The sequence below is a fragment of the Mesorhizobium sp. NZP2234 genome (assembly GCF_013170765.1).
GTDB classification, from domain to species: domain Bacteria; phylum Pseudomonadota; class Alphaproteobacteria; order Rhizobiales; family Rhizobiaceae; genus Mesorhizobium; species Mesorhizobium loti_D.
Genome location: NZ_CP033364.1, coordinates 6683160 through 6700924, shown reverse-complemented (window position 1 = coordinate 6700924; position 17765 = coordinate 6683160). Strand labels below are relative to the sequence as shown.

The 17765-nt window shown below is 62.5% G+C and carries 18 protein-coding genes and 1 riboswitch; of the genes, 12 read left to right on the top strand and 6 right to left on the bottom strand.

Features of this window, described 5'->3' with window-relative positions:
• Positions 1-113: 113 nt before the first annotated feature.
• A complete protein-coding gene (locus tag EB230_RS32240; RefSeq protein WP_056570030.1) occupies positions 114-527 on the top strand; it encodes a tellurite resistance TerB family protein in 414 nt (137 codons plus the stop codon).
• Between the two features lie 60 nt (positions 528-587).
• On the opposite strand, the gene EB230_RS32235 is transcribed toward EB230_RS32240, so the two are convergent.
• Positions 588-1439, bottom strand: a complete 852-nt coding sequence (locus tag EB230_RS32235; protein ID WP_246738895.1) for a transporter substrate-binding domain-containing protein — start codon at positions 1437-1439, stop codon at positions 588-590.
• A gap of 259 nt (positions 1440-1698) precedes the next feature.
• Between EB230_RS32235 and EB230_RS32230 the strand changes: the two genes are divergently transcribed.
• From EB230_RS32230 to EB230_RS32220, 3 genes are all read left to right on the top strand, one after another.
• On the top strand, positions 1699-2430 hold the full coding sequence (locus EB230_RS32230) for a LuxR family transcriptional regulator (protein WP_056570038.1): 732 nt from the start codon (positions 1699-1701) through the stop codon (positions 2428-2430).
• Positions 2431-2528: 98 nt separating this feature from the next.
• Entirely contained in the window at positions 2529-3167 is a 639-nt protein-coding gene (locus tag EB230_RS32225) for an acyl-homoserine-lactone synthase (protein ID WP_056570040.1), read from the top strand.
• A gap of 8 nt (positions 3168-3175) precedes the next feature.
• Positions 3176-3922: an enoyl-CoA hydratase-related protein gene (locus tag EB230_RS32220; protein ID WP_081295035.1), complete on the top strand. Its 747-nt coding sequence runs from the start codon at positions 3176-3178 to the stop codon at positions 3920-3922.
• A gap of 49 nt (positions 3923-3971) precedes the next feature.
• On the opposite strand, the gene ppk2 is transcribed toward EB230_RS32220, so the two are convergent.
• On the bottom strand, positions 3972-4880 hold the full coding sequence (gene ppk2 / locus EB230_RS32215; RefSeq protein WP_056570044.1) for a polyphosphate kinase 2: 909 nt from the start codon (positions 4878-4880) through the stop codon (positions 3972-3974).
• A gap of 212 nt (positions 4881-5092) precedes the next feature.
• Here ppk2 and EB230_RS32210 point away from each other — a divergent pair, with 212 nt between their 5' ends.
• From EB230_RS32210 to EB230_RS32200, 3 genes are all read left to right on the top strand, one after another.
• Positions 5093-6358: an ATP-binding protein gene (locus tag EB230_RS32210; RefSeq protein WP_056570046.1), complete on the top strand. Its 1266-nt coding sequence runs from the start codon at positions 5093-5095 to the stop codon at positions 6356-6358.
• A gap of 114 nt (positions 6359-6472) precedes the next feature.
• Positions 6473-7198: a phosphate signaling complex protein PhoU gene (gene phoU, locus EB230_RS32205; protein WP_172374926.1), complete on the top strand. Its 726-nt coding sequence runs from the start codon at positions 6473-6475 to the stop codon at positions 7196-7198.
• A gap of 97 nt (positions 7199-7295) precedes the next feature.
• Positions 7296-8303 (top strand): magnesium and cobalt transport protein CorA, encoded by a 1008-nt coding sequence (locus tag EB230_RS32200; RefSeq protein ID WP_172374924.1) that lies wholly within the window; start codon positions 7296-7298, stop codon positions 8301-8303.
• Positions 8304-8357: 54 nt separating this feature from the next.
• On the opposite strand, the gene EB230_RS32195 is transcribed toward EB230_RS32200, so the two are convergent.
• Positions 8358-8876, bottom strand: coding sequence for a GcrA family cell cycle regulator (locus tag EB230_RS32195; protein ID WP_056570053.1), 519 nt, complete (start codon positions 8874-8876; stop codon positions 8358-8360).
• A 357-nt stretch (positions 8877-9233) separates the two neighbouring features.
• Between EB230_RS32195 and EB230_RS32190 the strand changes: the two genes are divergently transcribed.
• The 3 genes from EB230_RS32190 (at position 9234) to EB230_RS32180 (ending at position 12493) form a co-directional block, all read left to right on the top strand.
• The gene (locus tag EB230_RS32190) at positions 9234-10433 is read left to right on the top strand and encodes an aspartate aminotransferase family protein (RefSeq protein WP_056570056.1); all 1200 of its coding nucleotides are present in this window, start codon (positions 9234-9236) and stop codon (positions 10431-10433) included.
• A gap of 16 nt (positions 10434-10449) precedes the next feature.
• A complete protein-coding gene (gene argF / locus EB230_RS32185; RefSeq protein WP_056570462.1) occupies positions 10450-11361 on the top strand; it encodes an ornithine carbamoyltransferase in 912 nt (303 codons plus the stop codon).
• 100 nt (positions 11362-11461) lie between these two features.
• Positions 11462-12493 (top strand): Hsp33 family molecular chaperone, encoded by a 1032-nt coding sequence (locus EB230_RS32180; RefSeq protein WP_081294919.1) that lies wholly within the window; start codon positions 11462-11464, stop codon positions 12491-12493.
• 36 nt (positions 12494-12529) lie between these two features.
• On the opposite strand, the gene apaG is transcribed toward EB230_RS32180, so the two are convergent.
• On the bottom strand, positions 12530-12922 hold the full coding sequence (gene apaG, locus EB230_RS32175) for a Co2+/Mg2+ efflux protein ApaG (protein ID WP_172374922.1): 393 nt from the start codon (positions 12920-12922) through the stop codon (positions 12530-12532).
• 300 nt (positions 12923-13222) lie between these two features.
• Here apaG and EB230_RS32170 point away from each other — a divergent pair, with 300 nt between their 5' ends.
• Positions 13223-14374 carry a ceramide glucosyltransferase gene (locus EB230_RS32170; protein ID WP_056570058.1) on the top strand — a complete coding sequence of 384 codons (1152 nt, stop codon included), beginning with the start codon at positions 13223-13225 and terminating at the stop codon, positions 14372-14374.
• Between the two features lie 33 nt (positions 14375-14407).
• Here EB230_RS32170 and EB230_RS32165 read toward each other — a convergent pair whose 3' ends face one another.
• Positions 14408-15598: an O-succinylhomoserine sulfhydrylase gene (locus EB230_RS32165; protein ID WP_172374920.1), complete on the bottom strand. Its 1191-nt coding sequence runs from the start codon at positions 15596-15598 to the stop codon at positions 14408-14410.
• 56 nt (positions 15599-15654) lie between these two features.
• Positions 15655-15732, bottom strand: a riboswitch (SAM riboswitch).
• 97 nt (positions 15733-15829) lie between these two features.
• On the opposite strand from EB230_RS32165, the gene EB230_RS32160 reads away from it, so the two are divergent.
• On the top strand, positions 15830-16924 hold the full coding sequence (locus tag EB230_RS32160; RefSeq protein WP_056570062.1) for a 2'-deoxycytidine 5'-triphosphate deaminase: 1095 nt from the start codon (positions 15830-15832) through the stop codon (positions 16922-16924).
• A 109-nt stretch (positions 16925-17033) separates the two neighbouring features.
• On the opposite strand, the gene EB230_RS32155 is transcribed toward EB230_RS32160, so the two are convergent.
• The gene (locus EB230_RS32155; protein WP_056570064.1) at positions 17034-17717 is read right to left on the bottom strand and encodes a L,D-transpeptidase; all 684 of its coding nucleotides are present in this window, start codon (positions 17715-17717) and stop codon (positions 17034-17036) included.
• Positions 17718-17765: the final 48 nt, after the last annotated feature.

The window sequence follows — 17765 nt, the reverse complement described above, 5'->3', positions numbered from 1 at the left end:
ATTTTCAACCGGTCTCTAGGCGCGCGGGGCCGGAGCGTCAACGATTGCGGCGCTTTTTCCTTGCGGCCTCCGAGCGCCGTTCCTACCTTCGAAGCCCGTTCAAGGAGTACCGAATGCCATCGCCGACGCCGCATGAAGCCCTGATCTACCTGATGGTCATCACCTCGGCCTCCGATCGGGACATGACCGATGTCGAACTGGCCCGGATCGGCGATGTTGTCCGCTCATGGCCGGTGTTCGAGGATTTCAAGCAGGATAGGCTGGTTCCCGTCGCCCAGGCTTGCCAGAAGCTGCTGCATGAAAAGGACGGCCTGGAGGGTGTCCTGGCACAAGTCGCCGAAGCCCTGCCGGAGCGCCTGCGCGACACCGCCTATGCCGCTGCCTTCGAAGTGGCCGCCGTCGATCTCGAAATGCGCATGGAGGAAGTGCGCGTGCTGCAGTTGATCCGCCGGCAGCTCGATCTCGACACACTGACCGTCGCCGCCATCGGCCGCGCGGCCAAGGCGCGGCTGCGCACTCTGACCTGACTGGGTTACGGGCGGATCAGAAAACCGGAACCGGATCGGAAAAAACTGACCGGGACCGGATCAGAAAAAACTGACCGGGAAATAGCGCAGGTAGAATTCGGCGAAGGTACCTTTCATCGAAATCTCCTGCAGCGCGTAGTCGATCGCGGCGGCCAGGGCCGGATTGTCCGCCCGTGTGGCGATGGCCATGCCCGTGCCCAGATATTCTGGCGCCAGATAGGGACCGCCGGCAAAGCGGCAGCAGCCTGCGGCGTCCGAGCCGCCCAGCCAGAAGGCGAAGCGCATGCCGTCGCCAAAGGCCGCATCGATCTTGCCCGCCTTGAGGTCGGCGTAAAGGGCTTCCGGTCCGTCGAAGGAGACGACCTGGACCGTGTTGAAATAGTCGCGCAGCATGCGCTCATGCGCCGAGCCGGCGATCACGCCAACGCGCTTGCCGTGCAATTTGTCGAAGACCGGTTCCGTCAACGCCTTGCCCTTCGGCATGATGAAACGCGCCGGAAACTGCAGATAGGAGCGTGAGAAGGCATATGTCTGGCGTGCCTGTGGCGTTGCGGCGATGCCGGCGATGATGGCTTCGCCCTCGCCTTTCTCAAGCGCCCCTTCGAGCTCGGCCCAGGGCAATGCCTGGATCTGGCATTTGTCGATGATGCCGAGTTCGGCGCAGATGGCGCGTGCCAGGTCGATGTGGAAACCGGACAGCTTTCCCGAGCCGTCGAGGAAATTGAAGGGTGGAAAATCCGTGGTCGTCAGGAACCGCAGCCGTGGCAGGGCCGAAAGATCTGGCTTGGGCAACCGTTCCTTGGCGTCCCACAGCACCGGCACCTGCGGTTCCGCCGCGCGCGCGCCAGAAGCCGCCGGCAGTGCCGCCATCAGCAGCGACGCCAGGACCAGGAACCGCCATTGGAACGCCACGATAGAACTCCGCCGCACTCGTTTTCGCACTGGTTTTGGTACGAAAATGATACAGGCACAATGGTTTTTGATTTCAACGCGCCGATTTCAGGATATGATTTAGCGCGTTTGCAAACAGCGGTGGCTGCCTTGGTTGGGGGACCAGGGTCGAGAACCACAACCGGAAAAGTGCGATTGCAATCCGTGGTCGGTGGCAAAGTGCAGGCAAGGCATGGACCATCGGTCTCAATGCATGAGGCAACATGGGGTTGATGTTGCGATGGGTCAATTCGATCGTACGCTGGAATACATAGACCAACTGCAGCACGCCGGAACGGCGGCGGTGGTTTGCGAGAAGCTGTTGGGCATAACGTCGGATTTCGGTCTGACCGCGCTTATGGCCGGAACCGTTCCGCAGCCGGGCACGCCGGCCGGGCAGCAAAAGCAGCATGTGCTGCTGTGCGACTGGCCTGTCGAATGGCTGGAGCGCTACGTGTCGCGCAATTATGTCGATCACGATCCCGTGGTCAGCCACATGAAACAACTGCAGGCGCCGTTCCAGTGGCGGGAAGCCGCCGAGGGCATTCGCTTCGACAAGAGCAGCGGCGAAGTGATGGGCGATGCCGGCGCCTTCAAGCTGCGCGACGGCTTGGCTTTCCCGCTGATCACACTCGACGGCCAGATCGTCATGGTGTCGCTGGGTGGCGAGGCCGTGCAGCTGTCGGCGGAAGAGTTCGGCCTGGTGTCGCTGGTCTCCACCTATGCCGTTGGCCGCGCCATGCAGCTCCACACCATGGCGGCCAAGACCATCGACCATATCGAGTTGACTCCGCGCGAGCGCGAATGCCTGCAATGGGCGGCTGTCGGCAAGTCCGAATGGGAGATTTCGCAAATCCTCGGCATCTCGGAGCACACCTCGGAGAAACATCTTCTTAACGCCAAAAGCAAACTCGGTGCCGTCAACCGGGTTCAGGCTGTCGCCGAAGCGATAAGGCGCGGCTACATTAGTTAGGTCGGCCGTGCCGACCTAGAAATTCTTGCCTACGTGATCACGCAATTTTCTCACTGAAGCACGGCCGTATCTTCCTCTTAAACCCAGGAGACGACGGCATGCTTTTTTGTCTTACAACTCAGGAATTGATGGAACGTCCCGACCTTTGGGAGGCCGTCCATCGGCTGCGCTACCAGATATTTGTCGAAGAAATGGGGTGGGAGGACCTGCGGCGCCCGGACGGATTCGAGGTCGACCAGTTCGACCATGACGAGGCGGTGCATCAGATCGTCATCAGAGGCAACGAAATCGCAGGCTATCAAAGGATGTTGCCGACCACGCGGCCCCATCTGCTGACCGAAGTCCTGACCGACCTTTCCGAGGGAACGCCGCCATCGGGCCCAAACATCTGGGAATTGACCCGCTATGCGGTGGCTCCAGGCTTCCGCGATGGCCGTCGCGGCGTTTCGACGGTCGGCACCGAATTGATCGCCGGCTTCGTCGAGTGGGGGCTGAAGCGCGGCGTCGACAAGGTGATCATCGAGTTCGAGCCGATGTGGGTATTGCGCGCCTTGCAACTGCATTTCCTGGCGACGCCGCTAGGCTACCAGCGCACCTACGGAAATCAGCAGGTCGTGGCGACACTGCTCTCCTTCACCGAGCACACGCTGGATGTGGTGCGTTCGCGCCGCAATCATCATGCTCCCGTTCTGGCCAGGGGATATCCAGACATGTTCGGCCAAAGGAGGGCGTCATGAGATCGGAGATGGCCATGCACCCGCAACCGGAACTGCGCAACCACACGCTCATCGTCACCGTGTCGTCGAATGACGGCCGGCCGGTGCTCGACAGAAGGGCCTATGAAAGCCTTGCCAGGACGTTCCACGAAGCCGCCGACAATGATGAGGTTCGTGTCGTCGTGCTGCGTGGCCTGGCGGGCTGTTTCTGCCTCGGTGGCGACTTCTCCGAATTCCTCGACGCCACCAAGCATCAGAAGCTCATCGCCGCCGTCACCGACATGTTCCGCACGCTGGCGACGTTCCCGAAGCCTATCCTCGCCTGCGTCGACGGCGATGCCGTCGGCGTCGGCTGCACGATCCTGTTCCATTGCGACATGGTGATCGCCTCCAATGAAAGCACGTTCCGGGTGCCGTTCGTCGATTTCGGCCTTGTGCCGGACGCGGCGACCAGCATCCTGGCGCCGCAGAAGCTCGGCTATGCCGGCGCCTTCCGCTTCTTCTGCCTCGGCGACACGCTCCACGCCGAGGATGCCAGGGCGCTCGGTCTCGTCGCCGAGATCGTACATGACGGCGTGGAGGAGGCGACGCTCGGACGGGCCAGGCAGCTGGCCAAGAAGCCGGTCGCTGCCCTTCTGCAGACCCGTGGGCTGCTCAAGGGGAACACCGGCGCGCTGTGCGATCGCATCGACCAGGAGATATCGCTGTTCCAGCAGGCATTGCAGGACGACACCACACTGCGGCGCCTGCAGCGCATTGCAAGGCTGGCGGCCTGAGGATCGCGAAGAATGCCGTGCCGCGTGGAGGCCACGCGGCACGGCGAATTCAGCCCTCCTTGCCCAGGAATGACGGTCCTTCGCCGATGATCTTCTTGTCTTCCTTGCCGATGATATCGAGATCGCGCCCCTCATAGGGCAGCGACAACAGGATGCGCCGCATCACCGCCAGCCGCGCGCGGCGCTTGTCGTTGGCCCGCACGATGATCCATGGCGCGAACGCCTTGTGGGTCCGCTCGAACATGGTGTCGCGCATCTTGGTGTAATCATCCCATTTGGTGATGCCGGCGACATCGATCGGCGAGAACTTCCAGCTCTTCAGCGGACTGTAGCGACGGTCATGAAAACGCTCGAGCTGCGTTTCCCGGCCGATGTTCAGCCAAAACTTGAAGAAATGGATATCGTCATTGACGATCATCCGTTCGAAATGGGGCGTCTCGTCGAGAAACTTCTCGTGCTGTTCGGGCGTGCAGAAGCCCATCACCGGCTCAACGCCGGCGCGGTTGTACCAGGAGCGGTCGAAAGTGACGAACTCGCCCGATGTCGGGAAGTGGTCGACATAGCGCTGGTAGTACCATTGTCCCAGCTCGGGCTGGGTCGGCTTGGTCAGCGCCACGTTGCGTGCCGTGCGCGGGTTGAGATACTGATGCACCACGAAGATCGTGCCGCCCTTGCCGGCGGCGTCACGGCCCTCGAACAGCGCCATCACCCGCTTGCCGGTCGCCTGCAGCCATGCCTGCGCCTTGACGAGCTCGATCTGCAACTTTTCGAGCGTCTCGTCATACTCGTCGCTTTTCATCTTCTTGTCGTAGGGGTAGCCTCCCGCGGTCAGCTTTTTGGCCTCGACCCACTCCGGAAGCTCGGGATTCTCGATGTCGAATTCCCGTTCCTTGCCGTCGATCCTGATCTTCAGCGGACCCGAAGCCGGCGCGGCGGAACTTTCCTTGGCATTTTTCATGCTGACGAACCCTTTCCAGCTTTCGGACTCATGCTATTGGGAGCCACTACAGACCGCGCGTCCGTCTGGACGCGCAAACGACGCTGCAGGACTTTTGATTTTGCGCATGATCCTTTCCGAGAATCGATTCCCGATTTACGGGATCATGCGCGGAGCGGTCCAGCGGAAGTTTCCGCTGCCGCACGACCGATGGGGCGCGGGCGCGCGAGCGAATGACTGATCTGGACGCAGGGCAGAAGGGCATGGCGCAAATCCTGGCCGCCCGGCTGTGGAACAGCCGCTGGCTGCTTGCTGCCGGTGTCGCCGCGGTTCTGATCGCTTTTGCCTTCGCGGGCGTGTCCGCCTACGCGCTGGTACCGGCGCTGCTCCTGTTGCTTGCGGCGGCGATGCTGCCGGCCGCGGGACTCGGCCAGTCCGCCGATGGTGCCGCCGCGATCGAGGCGATCGGCCTGCAGCGCCTGTCGGGCGAATATCTGGCGGCGGCCGTCGCCGACCCGCTCATCATCTTCGACCATGCCGCCACCATCGTGCATGCCAACGCCGCCGCGTTTGCCGCCTTTGGCGGGATCGCACCGGGCATATCGCTGCCGCTGAAATTCCGGGCGCCGGAAATGCAGACCCTGCTCGACAGCGTGTTGTCGGGTACTCTCGCCTCGGATGTCGTCGACTATACCGAGAAGCTGCCGGTCGAGCGGGCCTACCGGGTCAGCGCGTCCTCGGTCGGGCACGGCACCGATCTCTATGTGCTGGTGTTCAAGGATCAGAGCGAGACGCGGCGGATCGACCGCATGCGCGCCGACTTCATCGCCAATGCCAGCCACGAATTGCGCACTCCGCTGGCCTCGATCGCCGGTTTCATCGAGACGCTGCGCGGACCGGCCCGCAACGATCCGGCGGCGCGCGAGCAATTTCTGCAGATCATGCAGAACCAGACCGGCCGCATGGCGCGGCTGATCGATGATCTCCTGTCATTGTCCCGGCTTGAGATGAAGCCGTATCTGAAGCCCGGGACGGAGGTCGACCTGCGCCAGACCGTCGACAGCGTCATCGATTCGCTGGCCCCGCTTGCCCGCGAAAACAGCGTTGCCATCGAGCGTGATTTCGCCAAGGGGCCTCTCAATGTGCCGGGCGATCGCGACGAGTTGTTCCAGGTTTTCGAGAATCTCCTGGAAAACGCCTGCAAATACGGCCAGTCGGGCGGCCGTGTCCTGGTGTCGATCGCGCGCGGCGACCTCGATTCCGAACCCGGCATCGACGTGACGATCCGGGATTTCGGCCCCGGCATTCCCGAGGAACACATTCCTCGCATCACCGAGCGCTTCTATCGCATCGACGTCGAGACCAGCCGGACCCAGAAAGGCACCGGCCTCGGCCTGTCGATCGTCAAGCATATTCTGACGCGCCATAACGCCAGGCTGACGATCAAATCCGAGGTCGGCAAGGGCGCCGCCTTCTCGGTTCATTTGCCGACGCACTGATCTCGCCCTAGTTTTCCCCTGGACCGTTTCTTTTTTCTGTCATCCCGCTAGCGTATCAGCGGGGATTCGAGGAAACGACTCAAAGTAAAGAACCCGTGGGAAGGCATTTCATTCATGCAGTCCGTGCACATCATGAGCGCCTATGACGAGGAGCTGAAATATCTGTCGAAGCGCATCGCCGCTATGGGCGGCCATGCAGAGCGCATGGTCGAGCAGGCGGTCGCCGCTCTCGTCAATGCCGATCCGGGACTGGCCCAGAAAGTCATTCGCGATGACGCCGTGCTCGATGAAGGGCAGCGCGAGATCGACGACAAGGCGATCATCATCATCGCCAAACGCCAGCCGATGGCGACGGACCTGCGCGAGATCGTCGGCGCCATCCGCATCTCCGCCGATCTCGAACGGGTCGGCGACCTCGGCAAGAATGTCGCCAAGCGGGTGGTCGCCGTCACCGACGGCCGTCAGCCAACCAGCCTGTTTCGTGGCCTGGAGGCGCTGGCCAACCTGGCGCTGACGCAGCTCAAGGAAGTGCTCGACGTCTATGCCTCGCGCTCGGTCGACAAGATCGGCTTCGTGCGTGACCGCGACGACCAGATCGATGCCATGTACACGTCGCTGTTCCGTGAATTGCTGACCTACATGATGGAGGATCCGCGCAACATCACACCCTGCACGCATCTTCTGTTCTGCGCCAAAAACATCGAGCGCATCGGCGATCACGCCACCAACATCGCCGAAACCATCTATTACATCGTCACTGGCGACCAGATGCCGGCCGAGCGCCCGAAAGGCGACAAGACCGATAAGATAAGTCTTTCCGCGACGCTGACGGCGAAATGAACGCTCTTCCCCTCGAACGCTAGATCATATTGCGCTAAACTATCCCGGCGTTAAGCTTCTCAGGCCTTGATAAAGGTCCTGCCTTCAGGAGGCTGCGATGGAATATGTGCGAGAGTTCAAGCCTGCCATACCAACGTCAGGCATCATCGCCTCCAGTGTCTACACCGCCGGGCGGCGTATTGCCGATATTCCGATCGAGGAAGCCGGCGACTGGGCCAAGAAATCGGGACACGTCGTCTGGATCGGGCTGCTCGAACCGGACCGTGACCTTCTGCTGCGCGTCCAGGCACAATTCCATCTGCACGAACTGGCGATCGAGGATGCCGAGCATCCGCACCAGCGGCCGAAGCTCGAGCAATATGGTGACGCGCTGTTCATCGTCGCCCGCACCGCGCAGCTGATCGAAGGACGGGTGACCTTCGGCGAGACGCATCTGTTCGTTGGCTCGGGCTATATCGTCAGCGTCAGGCATGGCCCGTCGACCTCCTACGCCGCCGTTCGCCAGCATTGGGAAAGCTGCCCGCATTCATTGGCCAAGGGCGAGGATTTCGTCCTCTATGCCATTCTCGATTTCATCGTCGACAACTACATGCCCGTTCTCGAGCAGATCGAGGACGAGGTCGAGGCGATCGAAGACAAGGTCCTGCTGAAGCCGATGACCGGTCCCGACATCGAGCGGCTCTATATGCTGCGCCGCGATCTCCTGCGCCTGCGCAACGCGGCGCTGCCGCTGGTGGAAGTCTGCCGCCGGCTGACCAGCGCCGACCTGCCGCAAATCCATTCAGCCATGCACCCGCTGTTTCGCGACGTGACCGACCACATCCGCACTGTCCAGGAAAAGATCGACAGTTTGCGCGAGGTGCTGGCGTTCGCGTTCGAGGCAAGCCTGCTGGTCGGTCAGAGCCAGGAAACGGCGATCTCGAAGAAACTTGCCTCCTGGGCGGCCATTCTGGCCGTGCCGACGGCATTCGCCGGCATCTACGGCATGAACTTCACCGACATGCCGGAACTGAAGATGGAATATGGCTACCCGATGGTGCTGGCGACCATCGCGGCGATCTGCGCGGTTCTCTACTGGCGGTTTCGCAAGAATGGCTGGCTGTAAGGTAAGTCAGTAGAAATTAGTAAGTAGTGAAATTCACTACTCACTACTTGGCGCTCAGCGATTGCGCCTGCGCTCCGCCGCCGGCTGGAAGGCCACGCGGGCGTGGTATTTGCAATATGGACCGGTTTCTGCGGCTTCGTTGCCGCAGAAATTGAAGTCCTCCGACAACGGATCGCCGTTCGGCCATTTGCAGGTGCGCTCGGTCAGTTCGACGAGTTGCAGATGCCGAGAGATCGGTACCACCACATTCTCGACCGGGCGGATATAGTGTCGCGCCACCGGCTCGGCGTCGAATTGCGTCTGAAGGGCGGTCGCGCCGATCGATGCCGTGACATGGCGAGCCGTGGTTGCGGCGCGCGCCACCGATTTCTGCACGGTCGAGCCCTGTGTCGCCTTCTTCTGGCGTGCCGGCGTCGCCGTTGCGCGGCCGCGGCCCGACAGCTTCAGCCGATGCACCTTGCCGATGACGGCATTGCGGCTCACCCCTCCAAGCTGAGCGGCAATCTGGCTTGCGCTCAGACCCTCCGACCACAGTTTTCTGAGAAGTTCGACCCGCTCGTCAGTCCAGTTCATGAGACCGCGCTCCTGCTAAGCGTGCGGCAATCGGAATCCACTCCCGACCCAGCACCACTGCTGGGGCAGACACCACATATATCTGGTGATTAGGTCCGCCGCACGAAATCTAGTTATTTCTCGACTACAATTACCTTATGCGCTGACTCGGTGACAAGAGTCCCAAGTGCAACACGAATCGGTTTTTTCGGTTTTCCCCAACTTGCCCGGTCGCTTATGAGCCGGCATCGCGTTGGAGGGCTTGCCGCGCGCACTACGCGACGTTTTCGTTGACTTCATGGCCGAAAAACACGATAAGCCGCACAAGGCCGCCGCTTTGGCGGCTTTTTTGATTTTCCGGTACCGGAGACGCATATAATGAGCGGTTCGGCGCTTTACGAGACCTTTGCTCGCGCACCCCTGGCTTTCGACCACGGGGAAGGCACCTGGCTGGTTACCGACAAGGGCGAGCGATATCTCGATTTCGCCGGCGGTATCGCGGTCAATTCGCTTGGCCACGGCCATCCGCATTTGGTCGCGGCGCTGACCGAGCAGGCCGGCAAGCTCTGGCACGTCTCCAACCTTTATGAGATCCCGGGACAGAGCCGGCTTGGCGAGCGCCTGGCTGATGCCACCTTCGCCGACAAGGTGTTTTTCACCAACTCCGGCGCCGAGGCGCTGGAATGCGCGATCAAGACGGCGCGGCGCTACCACTTCGTCAAGGGTCATCCCGAGCGCTTCCGCGTCATCACCTTCGAAGGCGCCTTCCATGGCCGCACGCTTGCGACCATCGCGGCCGGCGGCCAGTACAAATACCTCGAAGGCTTCGGCCCCAAGGTCGAAGGTTTTGACCAGGTCGGCTTCGACGACATCGATGCCGCCGAGAAGGCGATCACGCCGGAAACCGCCGCGATCCTCATCGAACCGGTGCAGGGCGAGGGCGGTATTCGCCCGGTGCCCACACAATCGTTGAAGCGGCTGCGCCAGCTCTGCGACCAGCACGGCCTGCTCTTGATCTTCGACGAGGTCCAGTGTGGCATCGGCCGCACCGGCAAGCTGTTCGCGCATGAGTGGACGGGCGTGACGCCCGACATCATGGCGATCGCCAAGGGTATTGGCGGCGGCTTCCCCATGGGCGCGTGCCTGGCCACCGACGAGGCCGTGGTTGGCATGACGTCGGGCGTGCACGGCACCACCTTCGGCGGAAATCCGCTGGCCATGGCTGTCGGCAATGCAGTCCTCGATGTGGTGCTCGAAGACGGCTTCCTCGAGGATGTGCAGCGCAAGGCATTGCTGTTGAAGCAAGGCCTGGCGGCGGTCGCGGACGAGTTTCCCGATGTCATCGAAGGCATCAGGGGCACCGGCCTGATGCTTGGCCTCAAATGCGCCATGCCCAACACCAAGGTGAACATGGCGCTGCGCGACCAGCATTTGCTGGCGGTTCCGGCCGGTGACAACGTCATCCGCCTGCTGCCGCCGCTCACCGTCACCGACGCCGAGATCCACGAAGCGCTCAACCGCATCCGCGCTGGTGCCAAAGGCCTGGCGGACGCCATCGCCGTGGCCGCCGCGAAGTAATTCCGGAATATTGCTGATGTCAGTTCGCCATTTTACCGATCTTTCCACCGTTTCCGAGGGCGACCTGCGTTTCATGCTGGACGATGCGGTGGTGCGAAAGGCGCGCCTCAAGGCTGGTGAGCGGACCAAGCCGCTCGAAGGCAAGGTGCTGGCGATGATCTTCGACAAGCCGTCGACGCGCACACGCGTTTCCTTCGACGTGGGCATGCGCCAGCTTGGCGGCGAGACCATCATGCTGACCGGTACCGAGATGCAGCTCGGCCGCTCGGAAACCATCGCCGACACCGCCAAGGTCCTGTCGCGCTATGTCGACGCGATCATGATCCGCACCACCTCGCATGACCGGTTGCTGGAACTGACCGAGAACGCCACTGTGCCGGTGATCAACGGGCTGACCGACGACACCCATCCCTGCCAGCTGATGGCCGACATCATGACCTTCGAGGAGCATCGCGGTCCGGTTGCCGGCAAGACCATCGCCTGGACCGGCGACGGCAACAATGTGCTGCATTCGCTGCTCGAAGCGTCTGCACGGTTCCGCTTCAACCTCAATGTCGCCGTTCCCGAAGGCAGCGAGCCGGCGCAGAAGCATGTCGACTGGTCCAGGGCGCATGGCGGCAAGCTCCATTTCACCCGCTCACCCGAGGAAGCCGTCGACCAGGCCGACTGCGTCGTCACCGATTGCTGGGTGTCGATGGGCCAGGAGCATCGCGCCCGTGGCCACAACGTCTTCTCGCCCTACCAGGTCAACGCGAAGCTGATGGCGCATGCCAAGCCGGACGCGCTGTTCATGCACTGCCTGCCGGCGCATCGCGGCGAGGAAGTGACCGACGAGGTTATCGACGGACCCCATTCGGTGGTCTTCGACGAGGCCGAGAACCGGCTCCACGCCCAGAAGGCGGTGCTCGCCTGGTGTCTTGGTGCTTGAGATGAAGTGTCCGGGCGCTTGATCTGCGGGGGCGCGATGCCTATCTGCGCCGCATCACGCAAATCAAGCGCGTTTGGACGCATGCACCCCAGCGGGCGGCATGGCCGCGCCCTGGAGCTTTGTCATGTTGGAAACGCATCAAGTGACTGAACATCACCCCAAACTCGGCGAGTTCGGCTATGCCGGCGACGACCATGTCGTGCCTTTCGAGGTCGGCCCGCTCGACGTGCGCGGTCGCACGGTCCAGCTCGGGCCGATGCTCGACGCCATCCTCAGCCGCCACGACTATCCCGAGCCGGTCGCCCGCCTGCTGGCGGAAGCCTGCGTGCTGACGGTGCTGCTCGGCACCTCGCTCAAATTCGAGGGCAAGTTCATCCTGCAGACCCGCACCGACGGGCCGGTCGACATGCTGGTGGCGGATTTCACGACGCCTTCGGCGCTGCGCGCCTATGCGCGCTTCGATGCGGATAGGCTCGAGGCGCTGGTCGCGGCAGGAGAGACGTCCCAGCAGACGCTGCTCGGCAGCGGCGTGCTGGCGCTGACCATCGACCAGGGTGCCCACATGCAGCGCTATCAGGGTATCGTGCAACTCGACGGCGAGACGCTGGAGGACGCGGCGCGTACCTATTTCCGCCAGTCGGAACAGATTCCGACGGATATCAGGCTGTCTGTGGCCAAGCTTTTGACGCCGGGCCCTGGTGGCGCGCGCGAACAGTGGCGTGCCGGCGGCATCCTGGCGCAGTTCCTGCCGCAGTCCCCCGAGCGTATGCGCGTTCCGGACCTGCCCGGCGGCGACGGCGATCCACGCGAGGAGATCCACGATCCGGCCGACAATTCCTGGCAGGAATTGCTGGCGCTGCTCGGCACCATCGAACCGACAGAGCTGATCGATCCGACGATCGGCGCCGAACGGCTGCTCTATCGCCTGTTCCATGAGCATGGCGTGCGCGTTTTCGGCGGCGTCCCCGTCGCCGACCAGTGCTCATGCTCCAGGGACAAGATCCGCGGCATCCTCGAGGGCTTCTCCGCGCAGGAGATCAAGGACTCGACCGAGGATGGCGGCATCCACGTCGCCTGCGAATTCTGCTCGAAGCAATATGACTTCGACCCTGCGGAATTCGCTGCGCAGTGAGTCGAGCCTTCTCCCCGTGCAACGGGGAGAAGGACGCTAATTCACCGTCCGTCTCGTTCCCGGCAGATCCAGCGAAAAGGCCGGGATGGCGATGTCGAATGTCTCGCCGCGCTGGTTGCGCATCGTATAGCGTCCGACCATGATCCCTGACGGTGTCGAGAGCGGGCAGCCCGACGTGTATTGATAGCTGTCGCCGGGATTGAGTTCGGGCTGGTCGCCGACAACGCCGGAGCCGCGCACTTCCTCGACCCGGCCGGCGCCGTCGGTGATGTGCCAATAGCGCGACAGAAGCTGCACGAATTCGTCCGACTGGTTGTCGATCGTTATCTGGTAGCCCCAGACGTAGCGGTTCTCGGAAGGATCCGAACGGTCCTCGAGATAGAACGGCCTGACCTGCACTTCGATATTGCGCGTTACGGCGCGGTACATAAGCGGCTCCAAAACGATATCGAGCATGATCGCGAAAAGTGGAACCGGTTTTCTCGGTCAAACGCTTCCGGTTTGTTCAAAGGCCATGCTCAAACAAAATAAAACTCTCGGCCCTCCAGGCGAGGAGGTCAACGTGCGCGTCTTGACGCGCTCGTCCTCGAAAGGCAGGTGCCGGCAAAGAATGTCATTTAAGTGACACATGACAATGGTGGTGTGCGCGAACCGAGCGACTCGGCGCTCTGTCGAACTGTTGAAAGCGGCCACACCGCGGGCCGTCTCTTCCGGAGTGCCCAGACCTCGATGGAACTCACTCTCATAGCCACCTCGCTTTCGACTGCTCTTATCCTTTCCAACGCTGCCAGCATCGCGCTGGCCGCTTCGCGGCTGAAACGGCGCACCACGATCGCACGGCCAGCCGGCAAGTTGCCGCCGGTGTCGATTGTCGTGCCGTCGCGTGGTGTCGAGCCGTTCACGCACGAGACGCTGGAACGCGCCTTCTCGCTCGACTGGCCGCGCTATGAGTTGATCTTCTGCGTTGCCCACGCCGATGATCCGGTGGTCGGTTTGATCAGACAGGCCATCGCCCATTTCCCCGAGGTGCCGGCCCGGCTGTTGATCGGTGACGATCGCGTCAGCGCCAATCCCAAGCTCAACAATTGCGTCAAGGGCTGGGAGGCGGCGCGGCACAACTGGGTCGTCCTGGCCGATTCCAACGTGCTGATGCCCAGAGATTACATCCAGCATCTGATTGCGGCGTGGCGGCCAAACACAGGCCTTGTCTGCTCGACGCCGATAGGCTCACGACCGGATGGCTTCTGGGCCGAGGTCGAATGCGCCTTCCTCAACACGCTGCAGGCGCGCTGGCAGTACGCCGGTGAGGCGCTCGGCCTTGGCTTTGCCCAGGGCAAGAGCATGCTTTGGAACAAGCCGATGCTGGATGCCAATGGCGGCATCCGCGCGCTGGCAGCCGAAATCGCCGAGGACGCCGCCGCGACCAAGCTGGTCAATGGGGTCGGCCTGCGCGTCAATCTCGTCGCTTCGCCCTTCGAACAGCCGCTTGGCCGCCGCACGCTTGGCGAGATCTGGTCCCGCCAGGCTCGCTGGGCGCGCCTGCGCCGCGTTACCTTTCCGCTGTTCTTCGCGCCTGAAATCCTGACCGGCGCGGGGGTGCCGCTGGTGCTTGCGCTGGGTGCGGCGGCAAGCGCCGGCTTCAGCCTGCCGCTGACAGCCGTCGCCGTGCTTGCGGCCTTCTACCTTCCGGAATGCGCACTGGCCTGGTCCAAGGGCTGGTACCTGTCGCCGCGTATGGTCGCGGCGATGATTGTGCGGGACTTGATGCTTCCAGCCATGTGGGCGCGCGGCTGGCTCGGCGGCGCTGTCGACTGGCGCGGCAACGCGATGACCATCGGCACCAAGGCCGCCGAACTTGAAGAGACGCCGTCGCGCGCTTGAACCCGCCGCGGTCGACGCCGTCTGGACGGCCTGCTATTGGGCGGCTTTCAACGCCTGTGCGATGTCCTCCAGAAGGTCGTCGGTGTCTTCCAGGCCGGCCGACAATCTCAACGTACCGGGCCCGATGCCGAGTTCGGCGCGGGCTTCGTCGCTCAAATTCTTGTGCGTCGTCGTCGCCGGATGGGTGATCAGGCTCTTGGCGTCGCCAAGGTTGTTCGAGATCAGCACGATGTCGAGTGCATTCTGCAGGGCGAAGGCTGCCTGCTTGCCGCCCTTGACATCGAGGCAGATCAGCGTCGAGCCACCCGACATCTGCTTCTTGACGATATCGGCCTGCGGGTGGTCGGCGCGGCCGGGATAGATGACACGCGCGATCTGCGGCTGCTCGGCGAGAAAATCGGCGATCCTGCCAGCGCTCTCGGTCTGCTGGCGCACGCGCAGCGGCAGCGTCTCCAGGCCCTTCAGCAGCGTCCAGGCATTGAAGGGCGACAGGCTGGGGCCGGTATGGCGGAAATAGTCGTGCAGGTTCTCGTCGATCCACTTCTTGTCCGACAGGATCACGCCGCCGAGACAGCGGCCCTGGCCGTCAATGTGCTTGGTCGCCGAATAGACGACGATATGCGCGCCAAGCTGCAACGGCTTTTGCTGCAAGGGCGTGGCGAAGACATTGTCGACGACAAGCCGCGCGCCGATTGAATTGGCCAGTGCGGCGACGGCTGATATGTCGACCACTTCCAGTGTCGGGTTGGTCGGGCTTTCCAGGAAGAAGAGCTTGGTGTTGGGCCTGACCGCCTTTTCCCAATTGGCGATGTCGGTGCCGTCGACCAGCGTGGCCTCGATGCCGTATCGCGGCGCCAGCGTCTCGACCACCCAGCGGCAGGAGCCGAACAGCGCGCGCGCCGCCACGATATGGTCGCCGGCCTTGACGCTGCACAGAAGGGCCGCCGTGACCGCGGCCATGCCCGATGCCGTGGCGCGCGCATCCTCCGCGCCTTCGAGCGCGCACATGCGCTTTTCGAACATGTCGACGGTCGGATTGGCGTAGCGGGAATAGATGAAACCTGGTTCCTCGCCCTTGAAACGGGCTTCTGCCGCCTGCGCCGTCTTGTAGACATAGCCCTGCGTCAGATACATCGCCTCGGAGGTTTCGCCGAAGCCGGACCGCAGGGTTCCGCCATGCACGAGGGCTGTCTGAGGCTTCCAGTTGCGCTTCTTGGTGCTCATCGCTTTATTCCAGACACAAAAAAACCGGCCGCGAAAGTCGCAACCGGTCCATACGGCCTTGCGGCCCGACGGTCCTTTAGCGACTTGTTTAACGTGGCTGCAAGCCGACCGGCCAAATCACCACGGGATAAAGACCCTTTAGACCCGTCCCACGCTTGCGTCAATTGCCGGCTTCATTAAGAGGTTTGTACCAGGCGGGTTCGACACAGCCTGCCCTCTAGGAGCGAAGCCTTGCGAGAGACGGGCATTCTTCCCGATCAGGACATTTCGGCGCTGTTCCAGTCTGGGGCGCTGAAGTCGACGCGCGCGCTCGATGCCGACCAGATCCAGCCGGCCAGTCTCGATCTGAGACTCGGCGACAAGGCCTGGCGAGTGCGGGCCTCCTTCCTGCCCGGCCCCAATCACAAGGTTTCGGAGAAGCTCGACCGGCTGAAGCTGCACGAGATCAATCTTGCCGACGGCGCGGTGCTGGAAACTGGCTGCGTCTACATCGTGCCCTTGCTTGAAAGCCTGGCATTGCCGGCGGACATTTCCGCCTCGGCCAATCCGAAAAGTTCGACGGGGCGGCTCGACATCTTCACCCGCGTCATGACGGACCGTGGCCACGAGTTCGACAAGATCGCGGCCGGCTACAGCGGTCCGCTCTATCTGGAAGTCAGCCCACGCACTTTCCCGATCGTCGTGCGCACCGGTTCGCGCCTGTCGCAGATCCGCTTTCGCACCGGCAACGCGCTGCTCGCGGAAGCCGAACTGCATGAACTGCACCGCGCGCAAATGCTGGTCGCCACCGAGCCGCCGAATATTTCGGGCGGCGGCATCGCGCTGTCGATCGATCTCAAGGGCGACAGTGACGGGCTGGTCGGTTATCGCGGCAAGCATCACACCGGCCTTGTTGATGTCGACAAGCGCGCGGCGCAGGATGTCGTCGATTTCTGGGAGCCGATCCACAAGAGCGGCGCCGGCGAGTTGGTGCTCGATCCTGACGAATTCTACATCCTCGTCAGCCAGGAGGCGGTACATGTGCCGCCGCTCTACGCAGCCGAGATGACGCCATTCGACCCGCTGGTCGGCGAATTCCGCGTGCATTATGCCGGCTTCTTCGACCCAGGCTTCGGCCATTCGGCGGCCGGCGGTACCGGCAGCCGTGCCGTGCTCGAAGTGCGCAGCCACGAGGTACCTTTCATCCTCGACCACGGCCAGATCGTCGGCCGGCTGGTCTACGAGCACATGCTGAAGCGACCGCAGGCGCTCTACGGCACCGATCTGGGCTCCAACTACCAGGCGCAAGGCCTGAAGCTGTCCAAGCACTTCCGCGCCGCGCGGTGATCTTTACAGCCCGGTCTGCCTGACTTCGCTGGGATCAAGTCTCGGGCCTACCTTGCGCGTCCAGAAGGCCGCGCGGTGCCATGAGGCCGATCGATAGATGATGGTTGGTCTAAGCTACCGCTTGAGACTTGATCGGCAGGACAACAGCTTTGCTGCCTTCGGGAACCCGGTCGTACAGGTCTATAATATCCTGATTGAGCAGACGGATGCACCCCGAGGAAACCTTTGTGCCGATCGTCCATGGCTCGATTGTGCCATGGAGCCGGTAAAGCGTGTCGCGCCCGTTGCGATGAAGGTAGAGTGCGCGAGGGCCGAGAGGATTTCGCGGTCCTCCCGCAAGACCGTTGCGCAAGGGGCCGTAGCGCTCGGGATCGCGGCCTATCATGTCCTGCGTCGGGGTCCAGCGTGGCCATTTCTGCTTCCAGGCGATCACCGCCTCGCCTTGAAAATTGAAAGATTCCACCTTTCCCACACCAACGCCATAGCGTATGGCCCGGCCCTGTTCCAGAACCAGATACGCGAATTTTTCATTGGGATCGACAACTACCGTCCCGGGACGCTCGCTTCCTGCATAGGCCACTTCGCGGCGTAGATACTTCGGGTCGACGATCCGCGACAGGTCGATCGCGTCGACCGGGAACGGCTCGCCAGGTACGGCGGCGTACATCGAAAGATAATGTGGATCCGCCGTCGGCGGGGCGGTGGCCGGAAGCAAAGGCACGGTGGCGTTGGTGGCGCAGCCGGCAAGCACCAACGGCGTGGCGATCAGAAACCCTCTACGATTCAAGGTTATAATCTCCTTGGCAAATTTCGTCTTGATATGACCAGCCTCCTTGGCATA

Bases quoted from the DNA above. Each gene is read 5' to 3' on its own strand.
- EB230_RS32210 (WP_056570046.1), top strand. From the start codon at position 5,093: ATGACTGATCTGGACGCAGGGCAGAAGGGCATGGCGCAAATCCTGGCC.
- EB230_RS32190 (WP_056570056.1), top strand. From the start codon at position 9,234: ATGAGCGGTTCGGCGCTTTACGAGACCTTTGCTCGCGCACCCCTGGCT.
- apaG (WP_172374922.1), bottom strand. From the start codon at position 12,922: ATGTACCGCGCCGTAACGCGCAATATCGAAGTGCAGGTCAGGCCGTTC.
- EB230_RS32170 (WP_056570058.1), top strand. From the start codon at position 13,223: ATGGAACTCACTCTCATAGCCACCTCGCTTTCGACTGCTCTTATCCTT.
- argF (WP_056570462.1), top strand. From the start codon at position 10,450: ATGTCAGTTCGCCATTTTACCGATCTTTCCACCGTTTCCGAGGGCGAC.
- ppk2 (WP_056570044.1), bottom strand. From the start codon at position 4,880: ATGAAAAATGCCAAGGAAAGTTCCGCCGCGCCGGCTTCGGGTCCGCTG.
- EB230_RS32240 (WP_056570030.1), top strand. From the start codon at position 114: ATGCCATCGCCGACGCCGCATGAAGCCCTGATCTACCTGATGGTCATC.
- EB230_RS32200 (WP_172374924.1), top strand. From the start codon at position 7,296: ATGGAATATGTGCGAGAGTTCAAGCCTGCCATACCAACGTCAGGCATC.
- phoU (WP_172374926.1), top strand. From the start codon at position 6,473: ATGCAGTCCGTGCACATCATGAGCGCCTATGACGAGGAGCTGAAATAT.
- EB230_RS32220 (WP_081295035.1), top strand. From the start codon at position 3,176: ATGGCCATGCACCCGCAACCGGAACTGCGCAACCACACGCTCATCGTC.
- EB230_RS32225 (WP_056570040.1), top strand. From the start codon at position 2,529: ATGCTTTTTTGTCTTACAACTCAGGAATTGATGGAACGTCCCGACCTT.
- EB230_RS32195 (WP_056570053.1), bottom strand. From the start codon at position 8,876: ATGAACTGGACTGACGAGCGGGTCGAACTTCTCAGAAAACTGTGGTCG.
- EB230_RS32180 (WP_081294919.1), top strand. From the start codon at position 11,462: ATGGCCGCGCCCTGGAGCTTTGTCATGTTGGAAACGCATCAAGTGACT.
- EB230_RS32165 (WP_172374920.1), bottom strand. From the start codon at position 15,598: ATGAGCACCAAGAAGCGCAACTGGAAGCCTCAGACAGCCCTCGTGCAT.
- EB230_RS32230 (WP_056570038.1), top strand. From the start codon at position 1,699: ATGGGTCAATTCGATCGTACGCTGGAATACATAGACCAACTGCAGCAC.